Consider the following 17,770-nt stretch of genomic DNA (forward strand, 5'->3'; position numbering starts at 1 on the left):
ACTTAACTGCGCCTGCTACCTTTGAGTTATAGTACACGGGGCGCCAAACGCGTGAACAATGGACCCGTTTTTCTCGTTGGTCGGAGCATCTCCACGGACAGTTTTTATCAGCCCAATGATACTTTTGACACTTCATGGGCAAGGTTTCTATGCACGAAGATTTAAAACAGGACTTTGAAATGGCGCAGGTCCGGCACCTGCTGTTCAAATCAAAGCTCCGCTCGGCCCTTTATGGTAGCGGTATAGTTGAGGCGCCTATTCGGGATGCGCAATTGTGCGCGCTCGGCGTCTGGATTCGGGAACGGGCTCTGGGCCCCTATGCCCACCTGCCCGAAAGCCGCGAGCTGGACAAAGTACACCAGCAGATTCATCAGGAAGCCAACCGCTTACTTGATCTGCACCAGGCCGGCAAGGTAGAGCAAGCCATTGCCGGCCTAGCCTCCGTACAAGGATACGTTGACGAAATTATGCGCCTGCTGCGCACTATGGAGCAGAAGCTGCGCACCGAAAGCCCAGGCCTGGGCCGGTAGTTTCTTTTCTTACCGCCTCGCATGAAGCTCAAGCTTTCTACCAAACTCTTCGCCGGCTTTCTGGCCATTTCGGTCCTGTTCGCGGCGGTGGTAATCATCAATTACCAGCTGTCACGCAAAGTGCTGCGCAACTCGTTGCGGGTGGAAGAGTCGCAGCTGCGGACGGAAGAAGCCACCACCCTGCTCCGCAACATCATTGATATGGAAACGGGCTTTCGGGGCTATATGCTGGTGGGCAACGAAGCCATGCTGGAGCCTTACCATGTGGGGGAGCGTAACCTGCTGGGCCGCTTCGTGAATCTGCGCCAGCAAATGCCCCCCGACAGCCCCCAGCGCGGCCGCCTGGAGCGCGCTCAGCACTTGTTTCAGCAGTGGGCATCCTATTCCCATCTGATGATCAGTGAGAAGCGCGAGGCCCTGCGTCGCAACCCCGACCAAGTGGCCCTCGAAGGGCTGGAGCATAAACTGCTGGCGGAAGGCCTCACGGGTAAGCAGCTCATGGACCAGATTCGGTCATTGTTTGAGGGCTTTGAGGACGACGAGCTGGCCGCTCGCACCGAGCGCCGGGAAAAGCTAACCGATAGTATTCAGCAAACCCGCATGCTGTCGGTTTCGCTTACTATCATTGCCATCACTATGGGCCTGGTATGGGCCACCTATATCAGTCGCTTATTAGCCGGGCGCATCGCCATGATGCTGGATCTATCGAGCCGCGTGGCGGGGGGCAATTATCAGAGTCAGCTACAGGATAATGACCATGATGAACTGAGTGAGCTGGTAACCTCGCTCAACGTTATGGCGCGCACCATTGGCTCGACTATTACGCAGCTGGAGCGGCGCAATAAAGAGCTGGACCAGTTTGCTTACGTCGTTTCGCACGACCTGAAAGCTCCCTTGCGTGGCATTGAGAGTGCTTCCCGCTGGATTGAGGAGGACATGGGCCAGGAGCTGCCTGAGCACATTCACGAGTTTCTACAGCTGATGCGAACCCGCGTGCATCGCATGGAAAACCTGATTAACGGCATCTTGGAGCTGGCTAGGGTAGGCAGCACGACCCAGGCCCAGGAGCGGGTAAATGTGCGCGAGCTGCTCACTGAAATTGTGGATTCGCTGGCGCCGCCCGCTGGGTTTCGAGTTGAGCTACCCACATATCTGCCTACCCTTATTACCAATCGGGTGCAGCTACAGCAGGTGTTTACCAACCTGATCAGCAACGCCTTTAAATACCACGACCACCCCGGTACGGGCACCGTGCGCATCAGTTGCCGCGAAGACCGCCAACAGTACACTTTCTCCATTGCCGACGATGGGCCGGGCATCGACCCAGAGTACCATGAGCGGATATTCGTGATTTTTCAGACCCTTACGGACCGCGATACGCTCGAAAGCACGGGCGTTGGCTTGGCCATTGTGAAGAAGATAGTGGAGCGTCAGGGTGGCACCATTAAGATAGAATCGACTGAAGGCCAGGGAGCTACATTCACGTTCACCTGGCCTAAATTGGCTGTGACAGAGGCGGGCCGTTCTGTCGAGACCAGCGTACGGTTGGCCTAATTTGCCCCCCAGTCGTATAGGGAGCCAGAAACGAGTCTGTCTTCCCGCTTTAGTTTCTGTGTTCTATGTCGACTGAAACCACTACTACCCCTAGTATCCTGCTCGTTGAAGATGACCAGATGGATGTTATGAACGTGCAGCGCGAATTGCGTAAGCACAACATCGATGTGCCGCTTCACCTGGCCCGCAACGGCCGTGAGGCGCTTAATTTGCTGCGCGGCGAGAATGGGCAAGATAAAATTGCCAAGCCCAACGTGGTGATGCTCGACATTAACATGCCCCGCATGAATGGCTTGGAGCTGCTCGAAGCCCTTCGCTCCGACCCCGAGTTTGTGGCGCTAAATGTGTTCATCATGACCACCTCCGACCTCGAAGCCGACCGCCTCAAAGCCCGCGAGCTGGCCGTAAGTGGCTACATTATTAAACCTCTAAGCTTCGACAAATTTGGAGAAGGCGCCACAACGGTCGATGGGTTTAGCCTCTTTCTGGATTTGCTTCAGATGAAAGGGTAAAGCGGTGAAATGGTGAGTTGGACGTTCTAAAGCCACATAATGCGTTACATGGTGCAGCCAGAACGTCCAACTCACCATTTCACCGCTCACCATCTCGCCGTTTCACAGCAGGCGGAAGCCCATCCGATGATGTTCCGTGGGGCCATATTTGCGAATGGCATCACGGTGCGTTTTGGTGGGGTAACCGGCGTTTTGCTCCCAACCATATTCCGGAAACACCGCCGCTAAGGCCCGCATTCGCTCATCCCGAAATGTTTTGGCCAGCACCGAAGCAGCCGCGATACTGGCATAGCGCCCATCGCCGGCCACAAAGCAGGTATGCTCAATACCCGGATAGGGCCGAAATCGGTTACCATCCACGATCAGGTGCGGTGGCACCACGGGCAGCGCTGCCACCGCCCGGTGCATGGCTAAGTAGCTGGCCTGCGCAATGTTGATACTGGCAATTTCAGTGGGTGAGGCTTCGGCCACGGCCCATGCTACCGCGCCTGCGCATATTTCGGCCTTCACTAACTCGCGGCGACGAGCCGTCATTTGTTTGGAGTCGTTGAGGAAAGCTGAAGTGAAGCTGGGGGGCAAAATAACGGCCGCCGCAAACACCGGTCCGGCCAGGCAACCCCGGCCGGCTTCGTCGAGGCCAGCTTCGAGAGGCTCAGTGCGTGTGGGAAATAAGGAGCATAGTAGCCGCGAAAATAAGACCTCGATGCTGCTTATAGCATCCGTACCCACAGAAAAGGCTTTCCCTACGGCTGGCAGCGCCGCGGGGAAAGCCTTTTTATGTAATGAATTATGTTTCTGCCGAAGGACAGAACAGGTTATTTGTGGTCGCCGGCGTTGCTGCCGATAACGGGAGCATCATTTTCGCCGCGCCGGAAACCCTGGCTGTCGCGGGGACCTTCGTCCAGGGCTGCGTCTTCGTCAGTGGTGATGTACTCGTTGGTGAGTGGGCCGAGGCCGCCGGTTTTCAGCGCTAGTTCAGCTTCGGCTTGCGCGTGCTTGAGGTTGAAAAGCGGGTCGCCGGGCTGGGGCTGAGCTGCTTGCTTTTTGGGTTGATTAGCCATAAAAATATAAAGGACTACCCGGGATGTAAGCGGGCAGCTATTACTTGGTACGGGCATCTGGCACCCGAGGTTAGTGTACTATTCTGCCTATCTCCAAAATCATCTTAAACACAAAAAAGCCCACTGCATAATGCAATGGGCTTTTTTGTGCGTCGATGGGCTATTATTATTCACCCTACTCCTAGGTCCGATCGGCGCGCCGCGAGAAGATTCTTCCTTTCCACAACCTCTCCCCGCAGGTACTTATAATTATGATGCAAATGTATTATCAACCAGCCATTTAACCGAAAGGTTTTGGACCAACTCCGGCTACCACTCGCCCAACCTACTCTTTACCCCGACGGATGTCTTGGTTGGTCTCTCTTCGGCCTGCGCCTTACCTTTGTGCTTCTTATCCTTTATCGCTTTACTATCTCATGCCGCACTCCGCACCCTCCGATTTCGACCCGAATCATAATCCCTGGCAAGTAATCAGCACCGCGCTACAGTACCAAAACCCGTGGATTACGGTGCGCGAAGACCAGGTAATAAACCCTGGCGGCGGCCGGGGGATTTATGGAGTGGTGAGCATGAAAAACAAGGCCATTGGCATTGTGCCGCTCGATGCGGATGGCAATACGTGGCTGGTGGGCCAATACCGCTACACGCTGAATGAATACTCCTGGGAAATCCCGATGGGCGGCGGACCAATTGAGCTGGACGTGCTAGAATCGGCGCGGCGGGAGTTGCGCGAAGAGACAGGGTTGCTTGCTGAGCGCTGGACTACTATTTCCCGCATTCATACCTCCAACTCGGTTACAGACGAAGAAGGCTTCATTTTTCTGGCCGAAGAGCTTGCCCAGGGCAATGTGGAGCCCGAGGAAACCGAAGACCTGCGCCTCTGGAAGTTACCCTTAGCCGAAGCCATTCAGATGGTGATGGATGACCGTATCACCGATGCCATCAGCGTAGCTGGTTTGCTTAAGGCAGAAAAAGTATTGGCGGCGAGGCAGGAGCTAGAAGTGAGGAGTTAGGATTCGGAAAAGCTTTGGCTTCTATTCCTGATATTCGTACTTGCTGCCTTTCGTTTGCTCCTGGCTCCTCACTTCTAACTCCTATCTCCTAAATTTGCGCTATGCGTGACTTGCTGCGTTTTCTCGGACATCGGCTGTACACTACCTGGAGCACGTTCTGGTTTGTGATGCCCTTCGTGGTCACGTATCCGGCGCAATGGGTGCTGGGGCGGCGGCCCGCGTGGTATCGACACCTGCACACGTTCAATCGGAGCTGGTCTATTATCTCGATCCGAATGTGGGGCATGCCCGTGGAAGTGGTGCGCAGAAACCAATTGCCCCCCACTCAGCCCTGCGTGTACGTGGCCAACCACAGCTCCTACATTGATATTCCTATGTTGTTTAAGGCCATACCTGGTTTTGTGAACATTATGGGCAAAAGCGATTTGGCGAAGGTGCCGTTCTGGGGGCCATTATTTGGGCGCGTATACATCACCGTAAACCGCGAAAGCGCCATGAGCCGGGGTCGCGCCATCGTGCAGGCGCGGGCTGGACTAGCACAGGGCCGCTCCATCATTATTTTTCCGGAGGGCACTATTTCCAAGAAGCCCGGTGAGGAGATGGTGCCTTTCAAGGACGGCGCGTTTCAACTCGCTATTACCGCTGGCGTGCCTATAGTGCCCGTTTCGATGCCGCTCAATCATCGTTTTTTGCCTGATCTGGATGGCCCGTTGCGGGTACGCTATTCGCCCTTGCGCATCGTCCTCCACGACCCAATTCCGACCCAGGGTATGACGCTGGCTGACGTGGAAACGCTCAAGCAGCGCGCATTCGCTATTATCGCCAGCGAGTTTCACCCCGATGCAGCTGGTCATCCTGAACCTTCGCCCCGGCCGTTTTTGCGCGCCGGCAAATCAGAAGCAGCTGAAAAAGCCCCCCAGCCGCTTTCCAGCACAAGGCCGAACGCTAATGGCAACGCCGAATTCAGCCTCCCCAATTCGTAATTCTTCATTCCCAATTCTTCATTAACAAAGTGAGTACTGACCTTGCCACCCTGCGCCAACTTGCCCATCTGGCCCGCCTTGAGTTCGACGCCACTAAGGAGCAGGAAATGCTCGGCGACCTGAATAAAATTCTGGATTGGGTAGCTGAGCTGCGCGAGCTTGACACCACCGACGTGGAGCCGCTGGTGCATTTATCCCAGGAAATCAACGTCTTACGCCCTGACGAAGCCCAGAACACCATCAATCATCAGGATGGTTTGCGCAACGCGCCGCGCAAAGACTCAGACTACTTCCGCGTTCCCAAAGTGCTGGAATAACCGTTGGTGCCTACTTCCCTTGCTTTGCCGCCCGCGCCGCGCCGGCGTATTGCCCTACTACTTCTAGGCATAGTGGCGTTGCTGGCCATAGGGCTGGCGTTATTTCAGCACTTCACCGGCGCTGAGCGGACCTTACCGGTGGTTACGGTGCCCCAGCTCACGCCCGTCCCCACCACGCTCACACCTCTCAAAATCGGCCTCGATGAGTTGGCTGTGCGTCTCAATGGCTACCTCGTCACGCAGACCTATGATGTGGCCGGGCCCTATGTACAGCCCGAAGCGGCTATGGCCTGGCTGGGGATGCTAGCGGTTTGCTTAGTGTATTTTCTGGCTGTGGTAACTACCTTGGCCCGCCCAGCTTTCGTCGTGGGCATGGCGCTGGTTATCTTCCTGCTGATGTCGCTCAATGCCGATCTGCTCGGCGTATTTGACCCTCTGCAGCAGTATTTTCTGGTGCTGGCGTTGGCCCTGCTGGGGCTTCCAGCCTTTGTTTTTCACGCCTTCTGGCCTGCGGCTACCCTCGGGCAGCGGCTGCTCACGTTTGCGGTATTGGTGGGTGCACTGAGTGCTATTCTCATTCTGCAGAGCAACTTCTCCCCTGCTTTTACCGCCCTTCACTTGGCTAGTTACGCTACCATCAGCGGAGCAGTGGTTTTTGCCCTGCTGGTGTTATGGGTAGCATTTGAGAACATTCACGGCCTTTTGTGGCTAAATACGCAGGCTGAAAATCCGGGCAGCCGGTTTGGCTTGCTGCCATTTTTGCTGGCTAGTGGGCTCTACTTAGGCACGCTGCTAATGTATTACCTGAACGACGGCGAGGTTCTGATTCTTCCTAACGTCCGTTTGGACCCCTACTTGCTGCTGTTGCCGGCAGTGCTGGTAGGTTGGCTGGGGCTGCGGCGTCGGGCGGCTACCTATGGTGCGTGGGTTGGTTACTGGCCGGGTGCGGCGCATATTTACCTGGTACTGGTGGCGTTGGCCGCTGGCAGCTTGGGCTATGCGCTGGCTACGGCGAATGACCCGCTACTCACTGCTGGTCGCGATTTTACGGCATTGGCACTACTGACCTGCGGGGGGCTTTTTGCTGTACGTTTTACTCAATTTCGCGCCACTTATCCGGCAGCGGCTGCGCGTGTACCGCGTGGTGTATGAGCCGCGGCGGCTGCCGTTCTATACCGTGTATGTCATCGGGATTGGGGCATTGGGAATTGTGTCCATGCGCAATAACTTCTTTGTGCTCAACCAAGTCCGGGCGGCTTTCTACAACAACCTTGGCGACTTGAGCCGCCTGCAAAGCGAGGAAGACCCTACTAATGATGGCTTGGCCCTTCTGTCTGAGCGCTACTACGCCGAGAGCGACGTGTACGACCGCTTCAACCACCGCGCCAGCATGGGCCGGGCAGCGCTTTATCGGTTTCGCAGCCAGCGGCAAAATGAAATTAATGCGCTGCGTAGAGCATTAAGTCGTGCGCCTTCCGAAAAAATATCCCTGCGGCTGGCCGCTTTATTCAACGAGCCTACTGACTTCTTCGACCGGCAGAAAACCCTGCAGGAAGGCATCAAAAATGCCCCCCAGAGCGCCCGGCTGGCTAACGACCTGGCCCAGCTGTACTCCCGCTCTGCCCTAACCGACTCTATCCTTTTTTATCAGCAACGGGCCGCCGCGCTATCGCCCGATAACGCCGTAGTGCGGGCCAACCAGCTGGCCTTTCTGGTGCAGAATCAGGAATTGAAAGCAGCTCAGGACTTTTTGCAAGAAAATGCCCCCCAAACGGATGATGTGGCTTTGCAAAGCAACGCGCTGCTTTTAGCTCAGCTTACAGGCGACAAAGAAGCTACCGCAAACCTCATACCTGCTGATACTACCCAAAACCTGAGCGCTGCCGAGTTTGGCCGTCTTTACCATGCCGGCCTGCACCGGCTAGCTGCCCGCGACACCACGCTGCTACCGGTTCTTACCCAGGCAGGCAGCCGCCCTGGCAATGAGGTTTATTCAGAGCAGCTGACCTTTCTGCGCGCCTTAACGCAATACTACGGCGGCCGACCAGTGGCAGGGCAGGAAACACTGCTTCCTTTGCTCATTGGCAACTCACCCAGCGCAGCTTACTACCAGCAAGTGCGGGCAATGTGGCTACTCGATCAAGACCTTTATGCTACGGCAGCCATGTATTTTGCGGAAGCTGCCCGCAATGGCTTTACCGAAGTCGCCTTGCCACGCGCGTACGCTTTTGCCTTGGCAGGTCAACCTGATTCAGCTCAAACTCAGGCCGCCGTAGCTGCCCGCGACTCGAACCCCGCGTTAGCTCGGCGGGGCCAGCGGTTACGGCGCCTTCTTGCTCTGGATGTAACAACCCAGTATCCGTCAGCGCCTGATTCTATAAAAGCCCAGTACATAGTAGTTAAAGGAGCAGCGGAGGCCAATCCGATGGCGCTGCTCACCGCAGCCGAGGCAATTGCTACGCCTATAGCACGGCAAGTGGCTTTGCTGGCTCAGTTGTCGCGCGTGTTAGCCGCTGGTAATCTGGAAGCGGTGCGTGCCACTTTACAGCGGCATGCGCCTTTCCCAACCACAAAAACCGCGGCGGCTTCCGACTGGAACGTGCTACGAGGTAAATTTTATGTACAAGCCAAGCAGCCCGCCAACCTCCGTCAGTTGGCAAGCACGGCCTATTTTGCCCCCCACCATCAGCCCTACCGCCTGTATTTTCAGGCTACGCTTGCCGACAAGCCCACCAATGCAGCGCGTCTTTACGCAAAGCTTGTGCAGGAAGCACCCTACCTGACTGAGGGTATATTGGCAGCAGCTGACTTTTACGGTCGGCAGCGTGAGTATGCTAAAGCTTATGATGTGCTGCTCAAAGGATTGGACTATAATCCTGAATCAACGCCTTTGTTAAAGGCTTATGTATTGGCGGCTGTGCAGGCAGGATTAGCACCTTACGCAGAGACTTCGCTTGAGAAATTGCGCACGTTGCTCGCCCCGACGGAATATGCTACCTTTCGTAGTCAATACGAAGCGCAGCGCGCCGCTCAGGCCGCTGCTCTTGCTCCCTGGAACTAACCTGCCTCGCTGCTCATGCTACCTCCTGTCATTGAAACCACTGGCATTTCCAAAATTTATCAGATGGGCGCCGAGCGTATCCACGCGCTACGGTCCGTCACGATCAGCATTCAGCGCGGCGAATACGTAGCCTTCATGGGGCCTTCGGGCTCCGGCAAATCGACGCTGATGAACATCGTCGGCTGCCTGGATACGCCCACCGATGGCACATATATCCTTAATGGTCAGGATGTAAGCCGGATGTCGGACAACCAGTTGGCGGAGGTGCGGAACAAGGAAATCGGCTTCGTCTTCCAAACCTTTAACCTGTTGCCCCGCGCCAGCTCCCTGGATAATGTGGCCCTGCCGCTCATCTACGCCGGTTACAACAAGCGCGACCGGGAAGAAAAAGCGATGGATTCGTTGCGGAGCGTAGGTCTTGACACTCGTGCCAAGCACCGCCCCAATGAGCTTTCGGGCGGTCAGCGCCAGCGGGTAGCTATTGCCCGCGCATTGGTCAACAACCCCAGCATCCTGCTGGCCGACGAACCCACCGGTAACCTCGACACCAAAACGAGCCACGAAATCATGGATCTGTTCGAGGCACTTTATGCCAAAGGGCACACCATCATCATGGTGACGCACGAAGAGGACATAGCCCGCTATGCCCACCGTATCGTGCGTCTGCGCGACGGGCTGGTAGAGTCGGACACAGTAAACACCGACATTGCCACCCACCACAACCAGTTGACAATGAACAAGTAGCAACAAGCAGGCAACAATTTGCCCCCCAGCATCCTTATAGGGGCATTGCTAGTCGCGCTACTGTTGATTGAAAAGAATGAAAATTTATACCAAAACCGGCGATAAAGGACTTACCTCACTTATCGGCGGCACTCGTGTTTCGAAGGCCAGTCTGCGCATTGAAAGCTACGGCACCGTGGATGAGCTGAATTCCTATATCGGTTTGGTCCGCGACCAGGAAATAAATGCCCCCCGCCGCGACCTGCTCAAGGAAATTCAAGACCGCCTCTTCACCATCGGCGCCTCTTTGGCCTCCGATCCGGAGAAGTCGAAGATGAAAATTCCTGACCTGCACGAGGAGGATGTGCTGCTGCTGGAAAGCGAGATGGACCGCATGAATGAGCAGCTGCCCGAGCTGCATGCCTTCATTCTGCCCGGCGGCCACGTAGCGGTATCGTATGCCCATGTGGCGCGCTGCGTGTGTCGGCGCGCCGAGCGGCTGGCTATTCACCTCAGCGAGGAATCTTTCGTGGCCGAGCTGGTTGTTATGTACCTCAATCGGCTGTCTGACTATCTGTTTGTGCTGAGCCGAAAGATGGCCCAAGAGCTTGGCGCTGAAGAAGTAACCTGGAAAGCGCGGCTTTAATGTCGTGAACTTATTTGGGGGGCAATTATAGTTAGCTTCATTACCAAAACCCTCCTAATGGCTGCCGGCTGAGCCTTCCCGATGGTGGTTTGATCTTCGTGTATCTTTGTACCCCGAGCGGCGGCAACTGCCCACCCCAGTCTGCCGTTTGATACCTTACCCACCCATTCTATCCTCCACCCTATGCTTGATACCTTGACCATTCGGACGCAGCGCACCACCGCTTCTCGCCTGTCGAATCTTGATGCCAGTACGCTCGAGTTCGGCAAGATTTTCTCCGACCATATGTTCGCGGTAGACTACCACGACGGCGAGTGGCAGGAGCCGCAGATCGTGCCTTATGGTGATATGGCGGTCAGCCCTGCCAACTCCGCTCTGCACTATGGCCAAGCTATTTTTGAGGGCATGAAAGCGTACAAAAACGCCGACGGCGAAGTAGCCCTGTTTCGCCCCCTCGACAACTTTCACCGCCTCAATGCCTCGGCCGAACGCATGTGCATGCCAACTCTGCCCGAGGAGCTGTTTATGCAGGGCCTCACCCAGCTCGTGCGTCTTGACTCAGACTGGATTCCTGACGGACCGGGCAGTGCGCTGTACATCCGCCCGTTTATGTTTGCCACCGATGGCTTCGTGGGCGTACGTCCTTCCAACTCCTACCGCTTTATGATTTTTACCTGCCCTGTGGGCTTGTATTATAATAAGCCACTGCGGGTTCGGTTTGAAGAAAAGTTTGTTCGCTCGGCTGAAGGCGGTGCAGGCTACGCAAAAGCGGCCGGCAACTACGGAGCTTCCATGCTGCCCACCAAAAAGGCTAACCAGGAGGGCTACCACCAATTACTATGGACCGATGCTTCGGAGCATCGCTTCATAGAGGAATCGGGCACCATGAACGTGATGTTTGTCATCAATGGCCGTATTGTTACGCCTGCTCTCAGTACTTCTATTCTGGACGGCATCACGCGCAAAAGCGTTCTGCAGATAGCTCGTGACTGGAACTTACCTGTAGAAGAGCGCAAGATTTCCATTGATGAGATTCTGAAAGCGCAGGCAGCTGGCACCTTGCAGGAAGCGTTTGGGGTAGGCACGGCGGCCACCATCGCGCCTATTGCCACCATCGGCTACCGTGACCAAGACTACAATTTGCCCCCCATCAGCCCCGAGTCCATCTCCAAACGTGTTTCTAAGACGTTGGATGCCATTCGCAACGGCCATGCAGCCGATACTCACGGCTGGATGGTAAGCGTATAACACGCTGGTCAGTTAGTTACAGCTTATTATTGAAGCGGTCAGCCTACTCTCAGGCTGACCGCTTTATTTTGCGGACCTTTGCCGCTTTCCTAATTAGTATCCATTTTTCTGTTCCCACATGACCCAAGATCAGGTTAAGGAATTGAAGGGCCGCGCTGAGGCCCTGAGGAGGTATCTTTGACTACGATAACCGCAAAGCCCAAATAGAAGCCGCTGAGGAGCAAACCACAGCTTCCGATTTCTGGGATGACTCCAAAAAAGCGGAGGCCATTCTGAAAGACATCAAGTCGATTAAGGTCTGGACCGATGACTATGAGGCCGTAGCCAACTCCGTAGCCGACACCGAAGTTCTGTTCGACTTCTACCGCGAGGGCGAAGCCACCGAGCAGGAAATGCAGCGCGAGTTCGATACAACCCAAAAAGCTGTGGAGGAGCTGGAATTTAAGCGTATGCTCTCCGATGAGGAAGACCAGCTTTCCGCCATCATCGACATCAACCCCGGCGCCGGGGGCACCGAAAGCCAGGACTGGGCTGAAATGCTCATGCGCATGTATATCATGTGGGGCGAAAAGCACAAGTTTGACGTTCGGCAGGTAAGTTACCAGCCTGGCGAAGGTGGCGGCATCAAGTCTGCCTCCATAGAAATCAGCGGCGACTTTGCTTACGGCTACCTCAAAAGCGAGATTGGCGTGCACCGACTGGTGCGTATGTCCCCTTTCGACTCCAGCGGTCGGCGTCACACGTCCTTTGCCTCCGTGTTTGCCTACCCTGTGGTTGATGACACGATCAACATTCAGATAAATCCGGCCGACATTACCTGGGATACCTACCGGGCCGGGGGTGCTGGGGGGCAAAATGTGAACAAAGTTGAAACGGCTGTGCGCCTCAAGCACGCTCCGTCCGGCATCATCATCGAATGTCAGATTGAGCGCAGCCAGCTTATGAACAAGGAGCACGCCCTACGTATGCTGAAATCGCGCCTCTACCAGATTGAAATCGACAAGCGCAACGTGGAGCGCGACAAAGTAGAAGCTGGCAAAAAGCGCATCGACTTCGGCTCCCAGATCCGCAACTACGTGTTGCATCCCTATAAGCTCATCAAGGACCTGCGCACCGGCATAGAGCGCACCGACGTGCAGAATGTATTGGATGGCGACCTAGATGAGTATATCAAGGGCTTCCTGATGCAGAGCTAAGCCACAGTGCACAAAAAAGCCCCCAGCTGTTCGCTGGGGGGCTTTTTTGGCAACTAAATGGTCATAATATGATTACGGATTCGCAATATCCCAGGCCTTTTCAGCCGATGGGCGTTCCAGATTGGGAAACAACTTATAAGGAGCGGTTGAGTAAGCCAGTGTCTGCGCCGGACGCAGGCCAATAGCCGGCGAAACCGCTGTCCGCAGGCGGTTGAGGCGGCGCAGGTCTACTAAGTAGTGACCTTCATAGAACAGGGAGTAGCGACGCTGGGCTAGGATCTCATCTATGTAAGCCGTGCTATTAGCCAGCGAAGCCGCCGTCCGGGCCGTAAGGCCACCAGCGCGGGTCCGAATGGCGTTGATGTCGAGCAACGCGCCAGCTAAGTCATTGGTACCAACGCGGGCCTCAGCGGCAATAAGAATCAACTCCTCATTGCGGATGATATCCAGCGGCGAGCTTTGCGTTGCGAACACGCGAGCTTCATAATTACCCGTGATAAGGCCCACCACCTGCGGCGTAGTGCGTCGGGGAGCCTTTGCCAGACGAGTGTCGCCGGGCTCCGCTTCTGTCACAAAGTTGTCAGGCACCGACACCAGAGTCGAGAGTGACGCATCCGGGGCCTGGAAGTACGGGTTGCCCACATCGTTAGCCGTGGTTGGGCTAAACACGATTTTAGGTCCCAGGGTCAGACTGCCGGCCCGGTCATAGAACGAGGCATTGAGGGCCGTCAGGGCACCCGCAAAGTCGCCCTGGTAGAGGGCCACGCGGGCAGCCAGGGCCCGGTTGAAGCGGGCAAACGTAGCGGGCGTGTTAAAGCCGGCAAATCCGCTGGAGAGGGGAAAGCGAAGGTCGCGCCGGCCGCGCCCAGGTCCGTATTGGCCTCGTCGAGTTGCTGCCGGATATTGGTCAGGGCCTCCGCTGGCGCAACAAACTTGCCCGGCTTGAGGATATTGTCCAGATCGACGCGGATGCCATTAGCACCCTGTAGGTTAAGTATGTGCAGCTTGCTTAGCGCCTCATAGGTGCGGGTGAAGCCGTCGACCCCTTTTTTCTGGGCGGCATCGAGCACGAGCACAGACGTACCGTTGGCTGATGTGCGGAACACGCGGGCAGCCCGACCCACGCGGGCAAAATCCGAGTATTGCCCATTATAGAAGGCCGCGTCGTCCAGCACCGCAACAGAGTTATTGCCACCGCCCTGCCGGCCCTGTAGATCGTAGTACCAGCGACTCTCAGTCGAGGCTTGCACGGTTACTTCCCGCCCCAAGGTCCCTAGTACTCGATTGGAGGAGCTGTTGTTGGCGTGGCCGAGGCGCAAGGACGCCTCAACGCCGACTGCCAGCGCGTCAATCTGCGGCTTGCTGGCATTGGTGATGACGCTTTCAATGCTGGGGTTGTTGGGGTCCGTAACGGGATCAATCTCGGTCAGGTCTTTACACCCGCTTGCCGTAAGCAAGGCCGCTAGGGCACCCGTCAGCAGCAAAGGGCGGTATCGAAAATTTATAGTAGTTGACATGGGTCAGAATAAGAAAAGGAATTAAAAGTCAAGATTCAGGTGGAAAAACACGCGCCGGGTGTTCGGGAAGCTCGTCACGTCTACCTGAGCAGCGTTGGTCGTGGAGCCAAACAGCGACACCTCGGGGTCGTAGCCCACATAATCCGTAAAGGTGAGCAGATTGTTCCCTGACACGCCAATCCGGATGTTGCGCACGTAATCCTTGAATATGCTGGTGCGCAGGCTGGCGGGCAGTGAGTAGTAGATACTGGCCTCGCGCAGGCGCACGTAGCCGCTGTTTTGGATGAATTGCCGAGCCGTGCCGCCTTGCCGCTGAATGCCGTTTACCTCGCCGTCGCCATCGTCGTCTTGGCTCCAATCCTCAGTCGTGCCGCCTTCATCCTTGAGCAATTGGCTCAGGTTACTGGTGTAAGAATCCTTACGCCAAGCCAGCAGGAAGCTCGCTTCCACATTCTTGGCGATGGTGAAGTTGTTGATAAACGACATAATAAACTTCGGCTGGGCCTCATCGTAGCGGGTCAGGTTACCCAGGATGGTTGGGTTTTCAGTGGCACTAACCGGGGTACCATACCAGCGGGAAGGAGAATCACCCAGCCGGAAAATATTGCGCCCGAAAGTGCCCCCGAAGCCCAAGCCAGTGTTGAAGTCAGGCACCGTGATACGCGTTACCTCCGTGCGGTTGAGCGAGAACAGGGTAGTTGAGGTCCAGCTGAAATTGCTGGCGCGGACCGGATTCACGGCCAGGGACAATTCCAGGCCGCGGTTGCGCAGGTCGCCTACCGGGAAGGCCCGAATGGCGTTTACACCAGTGGAAGTGGCCAAGGGGAACTGCTGAATCAGATCCTTAGCAACCTTCTGATAAACCGTAGCCTCCAGGCTGATGCGGTTATCAAGAAAGCCTAGGTCAATACCACCTTCCAGTTCCGTAGCGCGCTCCGGTTCAATCCCCGCGTTGCCGATTACCGTAGACGGCAGGAAGCCCGGCCGGCCGCCGGTGCTGATGTTCACCAGTGGGGAGAACGTCGCGTTAAAGAAGGCCGGAGCGCCGGTTGAGCCGTAGGCCGCACGCAGCTTCACCAGATTGACGGATGGCAGCTCCAAGAAGCCAAACTTGGCCAGGTTCACGGCCAACGAGGCGCGAGGGAAAGCGAAGTACTTGTTTGGGTCGCCGTTGCGGTTCGACTTGTCGAAGCGGATGCCGGCAGTGGCGATAATCTGGTCGCGGAAGTTGACTTCCTGCTGGGCCACCTGCCCGATATCCTGCTCAGAGGAGAAGGTCACGTCCTGCGTGAAGAGCGAAGCGCGGTTAGGCGAGAGCGGAGTGCCAGGAGCCAGGTTCTGCCCTTGGCTGTAGCTCAGGGTCTGGTCAAGGCGCAAGCGGACAGAGCCAATCTGTGAGGTCAGATTGATACCTTCGCCTAGGCTCCAATCGTAAATCAGGAAGGCCTGGACGTTGGAGTTGAAAAACCGGTTATTGACCGCACGCACGGCGCCAGGATTGGGCAGACCGCGCTGCGACTGCAAGTCAGCGGGTAGCGCCAGGAAAGCAAAGCTGTTCGCGAAGTCTATACCGCCCTGCACGGCTAGGCGTAGGGAGGAATTATCACGGTCCAAAATGCGCAGCGTAGCATTGGCGGCCTGACCGACACGGTTGGTAGTTTCTTCATTTCTTCCCCGCTCCACAATAGCCAACGGATTGTCGCCAGCGTAGGGATTATCGGGGAAGATTCCTGCCTCGTTGGGCTGCAACTGGGCATAGCTCGGCGTGTAAGCCAAGGTATAGCCCAAGCTGACACCCGCATTGTCATTACCAGTAAAACCGCGGCGATTTTGCGAGTTAGTGTAGCTCGACGTCAGGCCGATATCAATCCGATTGCCTATCTTCTGGTCCACGTTGGCCCGGATAGAGTGGCGCTCGAAACCTGTGTTTTTTACGATGCCGCCCTCGTCGGTAGTCGTACCCGACACATAGAATTTGGTGCGCTCCGTGCCACCCGAAATATTTAGCGACGTGTTGCGGATAAAGCCGGTGTTGCCAAAAATTTCCTTTTCATAATCGTAGATCCGGCCGCCGCTTTGCGCGTCAGCCAAGAGCGCTTTCTCCGCGTTCCGCGCCGCAGTTATAGTGGCAATCTGCGCGGCAGTCGCATTGTTTGCGATAGGATTCCGCGCGTCTATTTTGGCGGGCGTAAAGTCTTCCTTGCCCAGCAGGCGGATGGCTTTGGCAAAGCCCAGGTCTTGGGTAAAGCCTATTCGGGTCTGACCGGCCGCGCCGCGCTTGGTTTTGATGATGATAACCCCGGCATTGGCGCGCTGACCATAGATGGCCGCCGCACTCGAACCCTTCAGCACCTCGATGCTCTCGATGTCGTTAGGGTTGATGTCGGAAATACGGTTCACTGGGTTATCCTGGGTGGTACGGCCTGCAATAGTAGAGGCGGCTTGCGAAAAGGCGGCGCTACCGGAACCGTTACCAACCTCTGCATTGACGGCATAAACGCCGTCGATGATGTAGAGCGGCTGCGCGTTACCGGTTAGCGTCGAGATGCCCCGCAGCTGAATACTGACACCACCGCCAGGAGCCCCGGAAGTCTGGGCGATATTAGCGCCCACTACTTTGCCATTCAAGGCCGCGTCCACTGTCACCGGTCGAGTGCTGCCAATCAGTTCTTTGGCCGAAACAGTGGTTACGGCGTTAGCCAAGTTAGACCGCTTAATGGAGGTGGCCAAACCTGTTACTACTACCTCTTCCAACTGACGGGTGTCAGTTGCCAGCTGCACATTGATTGTACTAGCGTTTCCGATCGGTCGCTCAACAGTCAGATAACCAATAGAGGAAAATGTAAGCGTTGTGCCCGAAGCCGGGGCACTCAAGCTAAAACTTCCGTCAGTATCCGTTGAAACACCCACCGTCGTGCCTTTTACCAACACTGTCACCCCCGGCAGACCTTGTCCGCTCCCCGCATCTGTTACTCGTCCGGAAATACTTCTATCCTGGGCTACCACCTGCTGCAACAGCGCGGTAACCATCAAGAAGATAATGAATAAAGCTTTTTTCATGTGGTTTAAGATTGTTTAGTTTTAGTGAAAAAGCGTTTAGGTGAGAGGAATGGAAATAAATTAGTGAAAACTATGATTTTCCCCGACAAGCTAAGCAAAAGTTTTTGAGAATTATTATGTCCCAATATATAACCCTGATGCGCTAACTAAGAATAATTAACGCAACACAAGAAAATTATATAAGCACATCATCCTCTGTTTGAAATATTCAATATTACAACAGTAGTATACTTACTGAATTAGGGTACTATTTTAATGTGGAAAGTGGCTCTGCTAGCGCAGTTCTTAGCTTTTAACCTTTGCTGAGTTGTCATTTTAACCTATACTTGCTATAGTTATTCACTCACTA

General features: G+C 55.5%; 17 protein-coding genes. 12 read left to right on the forward strand and 5 right to left on the reverse strand.

The window, feature by feature from the left end:
- Nucleotides 1–149 precede the first annotated feature (149 nt).
- The 3 genes from MKZ35_RS11315 to MKZ35_RS11325 all read left to right on the forward strand — a co-directional run bounded on the left by MKZ35_RS11315 (nucleotide 150) and on the right by MKZ35_RS11325 (nucleotide 2,596).
- A complete protein-coding gene (locus tag MKZ35_RS11315; RefSeq protein WP_482513392.1) occupies nucleotides 150–530 on the forward strand; it encodes a CZB domain-containing protein in 381 nt (126 codons plus the stop codon).
- Nucleotides 531–551: 21 nt separating this feature from the next.
- Nucleotides 552–2,084: a sensor histidine kinase gene (locus MKZ35_RS11320; protein ID WP_482513393.1), complete on the forward strand. Its 1,533-nt coding sequence runs from the start codon at nucleotides 552–554 to the stop codon at nucleotides 2,082–2,084.
- A 65-nt stretch (nucleotides 2,085–2,149) separates the two neighbouring features.
- Complete coding sequence (locus tag MKZ35_RS11325) at nucleotides 2,150–2,596, forward strand: response regulator (RefSeq protein ID WP_482513394.1); 447 nt, start codon at nucleotides 2,150–2,152, stop codon at nucleotides 2,594–2,596.
- Between the two features lie 102 nt (nucleotides 2,597–2,698).
- Here the strand turns inward: MKZ35_RS11325 and MKZ35_RS11330 are convergent, their stop codons facing one another.
- Nucleotides 2,699–3,301 (reverse strand): ribonuclease HII, encoded by a 603-nt coding sequence (locus MKZ35_RS11330; RefSeq protein WP_482514736.1) that lies wholly within the window; start codon nucleotides 3,299–3,301, stop codon nucleotides 2,699–2,701.
- A gap of 110 nt (nucleotides 3,302–3,411) precedes the next feature.
- Nucleotides 3,412–3,657, reverse strand: a complete 246-nt coding sequence (locus tag MKZ35_RS11335; RefSeq protein WP_482513395.1) for a hypothetical protein — start codon at nucleotides 3,655–3,657, stop codon at nucleotides 3,412–3,414.
- A 416-nt stretch (nucleotides 3,658–4,073) separates the two neighbouring features.
- On the opposite strand from MKZ35_RS11335, the gene MKZ35_RS11340 reads away from it, so the two are divergent.
- From MKZ35_RS11340 to prfB, 9 genes are all read left to right on the forward strand, one after another.
- Nucleotides 4,074–4,670 (forward strand): NUDIX domain-containing protein, encoded by a 597-nt coding sequence (locus MKZ35_RS11340; protein WP_482513396.1) that lies wholly within the window; start codon nucleotides 4,074–4,076, stop codon nucleotides 4,668–4,670.
- Nucleotides 4,671–4,771: 101 nt separating this feature from the next.
- Nucleotides 4,772–5,653, forward strand: a complete 882-nt coding sequence (locus tag MKZ35_RS11345; RefSeq protein ID WP_482513397.1) for a lysophospholipid acyltransferase family protein — start codon at nucleotides 4,772–4,774, stop codon at nucleotides 5,651–5,653.
- A 29-nt stretch (nucleotides 5,654–5,682) separates the two neighbouring features.
- Nucleotides 5,683–5,970, forward strand: a complete 288-nt coding sequence (gene gatC / locus MKZ35_RS11350) for an Asp-tRNA(Asn)/Glu-tRNA(Gln) amidotransferase subunit GatC (RefSeq protein WP_084446469.1) — start codon at nucleotides 5,683–5,685, stop codon at nucleotides 5,968–5,970.
- 6 nt (nucleotides 5,971–5,976) lie between these two features.
- Nucleotides 5,977–7,122 carry a hypothetical protein gene (locus tag MKZ35_RS11355; protein WP_482513398.1) on the forward strand — a complete coding sequence of 382 codons (1,146 nt, stop codon included), beginning with the start codon at nucleotides 5,977–5,979 and terminating at the stop codon, nucleotides 7,120–7,122.
- Nucleotides 7,052–9,031, forward strand: coding sequence for a hypothetical protein (locus MKZ35_RS11360; RefSeq protein WP_482513399.1), 1,980 nt, complete (start codon nucleotides 7,052–7,054; stop codon nucleotides 9,029–9,031). The genes MKZ35_RS11355 and MKZ35_RS11360 overlap by 71 nt, the downstream gene beginning before the upstream one ends.
- 15 nt (nucleotides 9,032–9,046) lie before the next feature.
- Nucleotides 9,047–9,775 carry an ABC transporter ATP-binding protein gene (locus tag MKZ35_RS11365; RefSeq protein ID WP_482513400.1) on the forward strand — a complete coding sequence of 243 codons (729 nt, stop codon included), beginning with the start codon at nucleotides 9,047–9,049 and terminating at the stop codon, nucleotides 9,773–9,775.
- Between the two features lie 76 nt (nucleotides 9,776–9,851).
- Nucleotides 9,852–10,400, forward strand: coding sequence for a cob(I)yrinic acid a,c-diamide adenosyltransferase (locus MKZ35_RS11370; protein WP_482513401.1), 549 nt, complete (start codon nucleotides 9,852–9,854; stop codon nucleotides 10,398–10,400).
- Between the two features lie 183 nt (nucleotides 10,401–10,583).
- Complete coding sequence (locus MKZ35_RS11375; protein ID WP_482513402.1) at nucleotides 10,584–11,648, forward strand: branched-chain amino acid aminotransferase; 1,065 nt, start codon at nucleotides 10,584–10,586, stop codon at nucleotides 11,646–11,648.
- 118 nt (nucleotides 11,649–11,766) lie between these two features.
- Nucleotides 11,767–12,844 (forward strand): peptide chain release factor 2 gene (gene prfB, locus MKZ35_RS11380; protein WP_482513403.1). Its coding sequence is split into 2 segments (ribosomal slippage): nucleotides 11,767–11,817 and nucleotides 11,819–12,844, totalling 1,077 coding nucleotides; the frame shifts between segments, so codons are not numbered across the junction.
- Nucleotides 12,845–12,916: 72 nt separating this feature from the next.
- Here the strand turns inward: prfB and MKZ35_RS11385 are convergent.
- The 3 genes from MKZ35_RS11385 to MKZ35_RS11395 are packed head-to-tail and all read right to left on the reverse strand — an operon-like array spanning nucleotide 12,917 to nucleotide 17,421.
- Nucleotides 12,917–13,609, reverse strand: coding sequence for a RagB/SusD family nutrient uptake outer membrane protein (locus MKZ35_RS11385; protein WP_482513404.1), 693 nt, complete (start codon nucleotides 13,607–13,609; stop codon nucleotides 12,917–12,919).
- Nucleotides 13,573–14,361, reverse strand: a complete 789-nt coding sequence (locus MKZ35_RS11390) for a hypothetical protein (RefSeq protein WP_482513405.1) — start codon at nucleotides 14,359–14,361, stop codon at nucleotides 13,573–13,575. Before MKZ35_RS11390 ends, MKZ35_RS11385 begins: the two co-directional genes overlap by 37 nt.
- A gap of 21 nt (nucleotides 14,362–14,382) precedes the next feature.
- Nucleotides 14,383–17,421, reverse strand: coding sequence for a SusC/RagA family TonB-linked outer membrane protein (locus MKZ35_RS11395; RefSeq protein ID WP_482513406.1), 3,039 nt, complete (start codon nucleotides 17,419–17,421; stop codon nucleotides 14,383–14,385).
- Nucleotides 17,422–17,770 lie beyond the last annotated feature (349 nt).

It is taken from the genome of Hymenobacter sp. R533113, from assembly GCF_056835965.1.

What these genes read in the sequence shown, in the direction of transcription:
- MKZ35_RS11365 (WP_482513400.1), top strand. Translation starts at nt 9,047, where the DNA reads ATGCTACCTCCTGTCATTGAAACCACTGGCATTTCCAAAATTTATCAG.
- MKZ35_RS11390 (WP_482513405.1), bottom strand. Translation starts at nt 14,361, where the DNA reads ATGTCAACTACTATAAATTTTCGATACCGCCCTTTGCTGCTGACGGGT.
- MKZ35_RS11325 (WP_482513394.1), top strand. Translation starts at nt 2,150, where the DNA reads ATGTCGACTGAAACCACTACTACCCCTAGTATCCTGCTCGTTGAAGAT.
- MKZ35_RS11335 (WP_482513395.1), bottom strand. Translation starts at nt 3,657, where the DNA reads ATGGCTAATCAACCCAAAAAGCAAGCAGCTCAGCCCCAGCCCGGCGAC.
- MKZ35_RS11375 (WP_482513402.1), top strand. Translation starts at nt 10,584, where the DNA reads ATGCTTGATACCTTGACCATTCGGACGCAGCGCACCACCGCTTCTCGC.
- MKZ35_RS11320 (WP_482513393.1), top strand. Translation starts at nt 552, where the DNA reads ATGAAGCTCAAGCTTTCTACCAAACTCTTCGCCGGCTTTCTGGCCATT.
- MKZ35_RS11340 (WP_482513396.1), top strand. Translation starts at nt 4,074, where the DNA reads ATGCCGCACTCCGCACCCTCCGATTTCGACCCGAATCATAATCCCTGG.
- MKZ35_RS11395 (WP_482513406.1), bottom strand. Translation starts at nt 17,421, where the DNA reads ATGAAAAAAGCTTTATTCATTATCTTCTTGATGGTTACCGCGCTGTTG.
- MKZ35_RS11370 (WP_482513401.1), top strand. Translation starts at nt 9,852, where the DNA reads ATGAAAATTTATACCAAAACCGGCGATAAAGGACTTACCTCACTTATC.
- MKZ35_RS11345 (WP_482513397.1), top strand. Translation starts at nt 4,772, where the DNA reads ATGCGTGACTTGCTGCGTTTTCTCGGACATCGGCTGTACACTACCTGG.
- MKZ35_RS11315 (WP_482513392.1), top strand. Translation starts at nt 150, where the DNA reads ATGCACGAAGATTTAAAACAGGACTTTGAAATGGCGCAGGTCCGGCAC.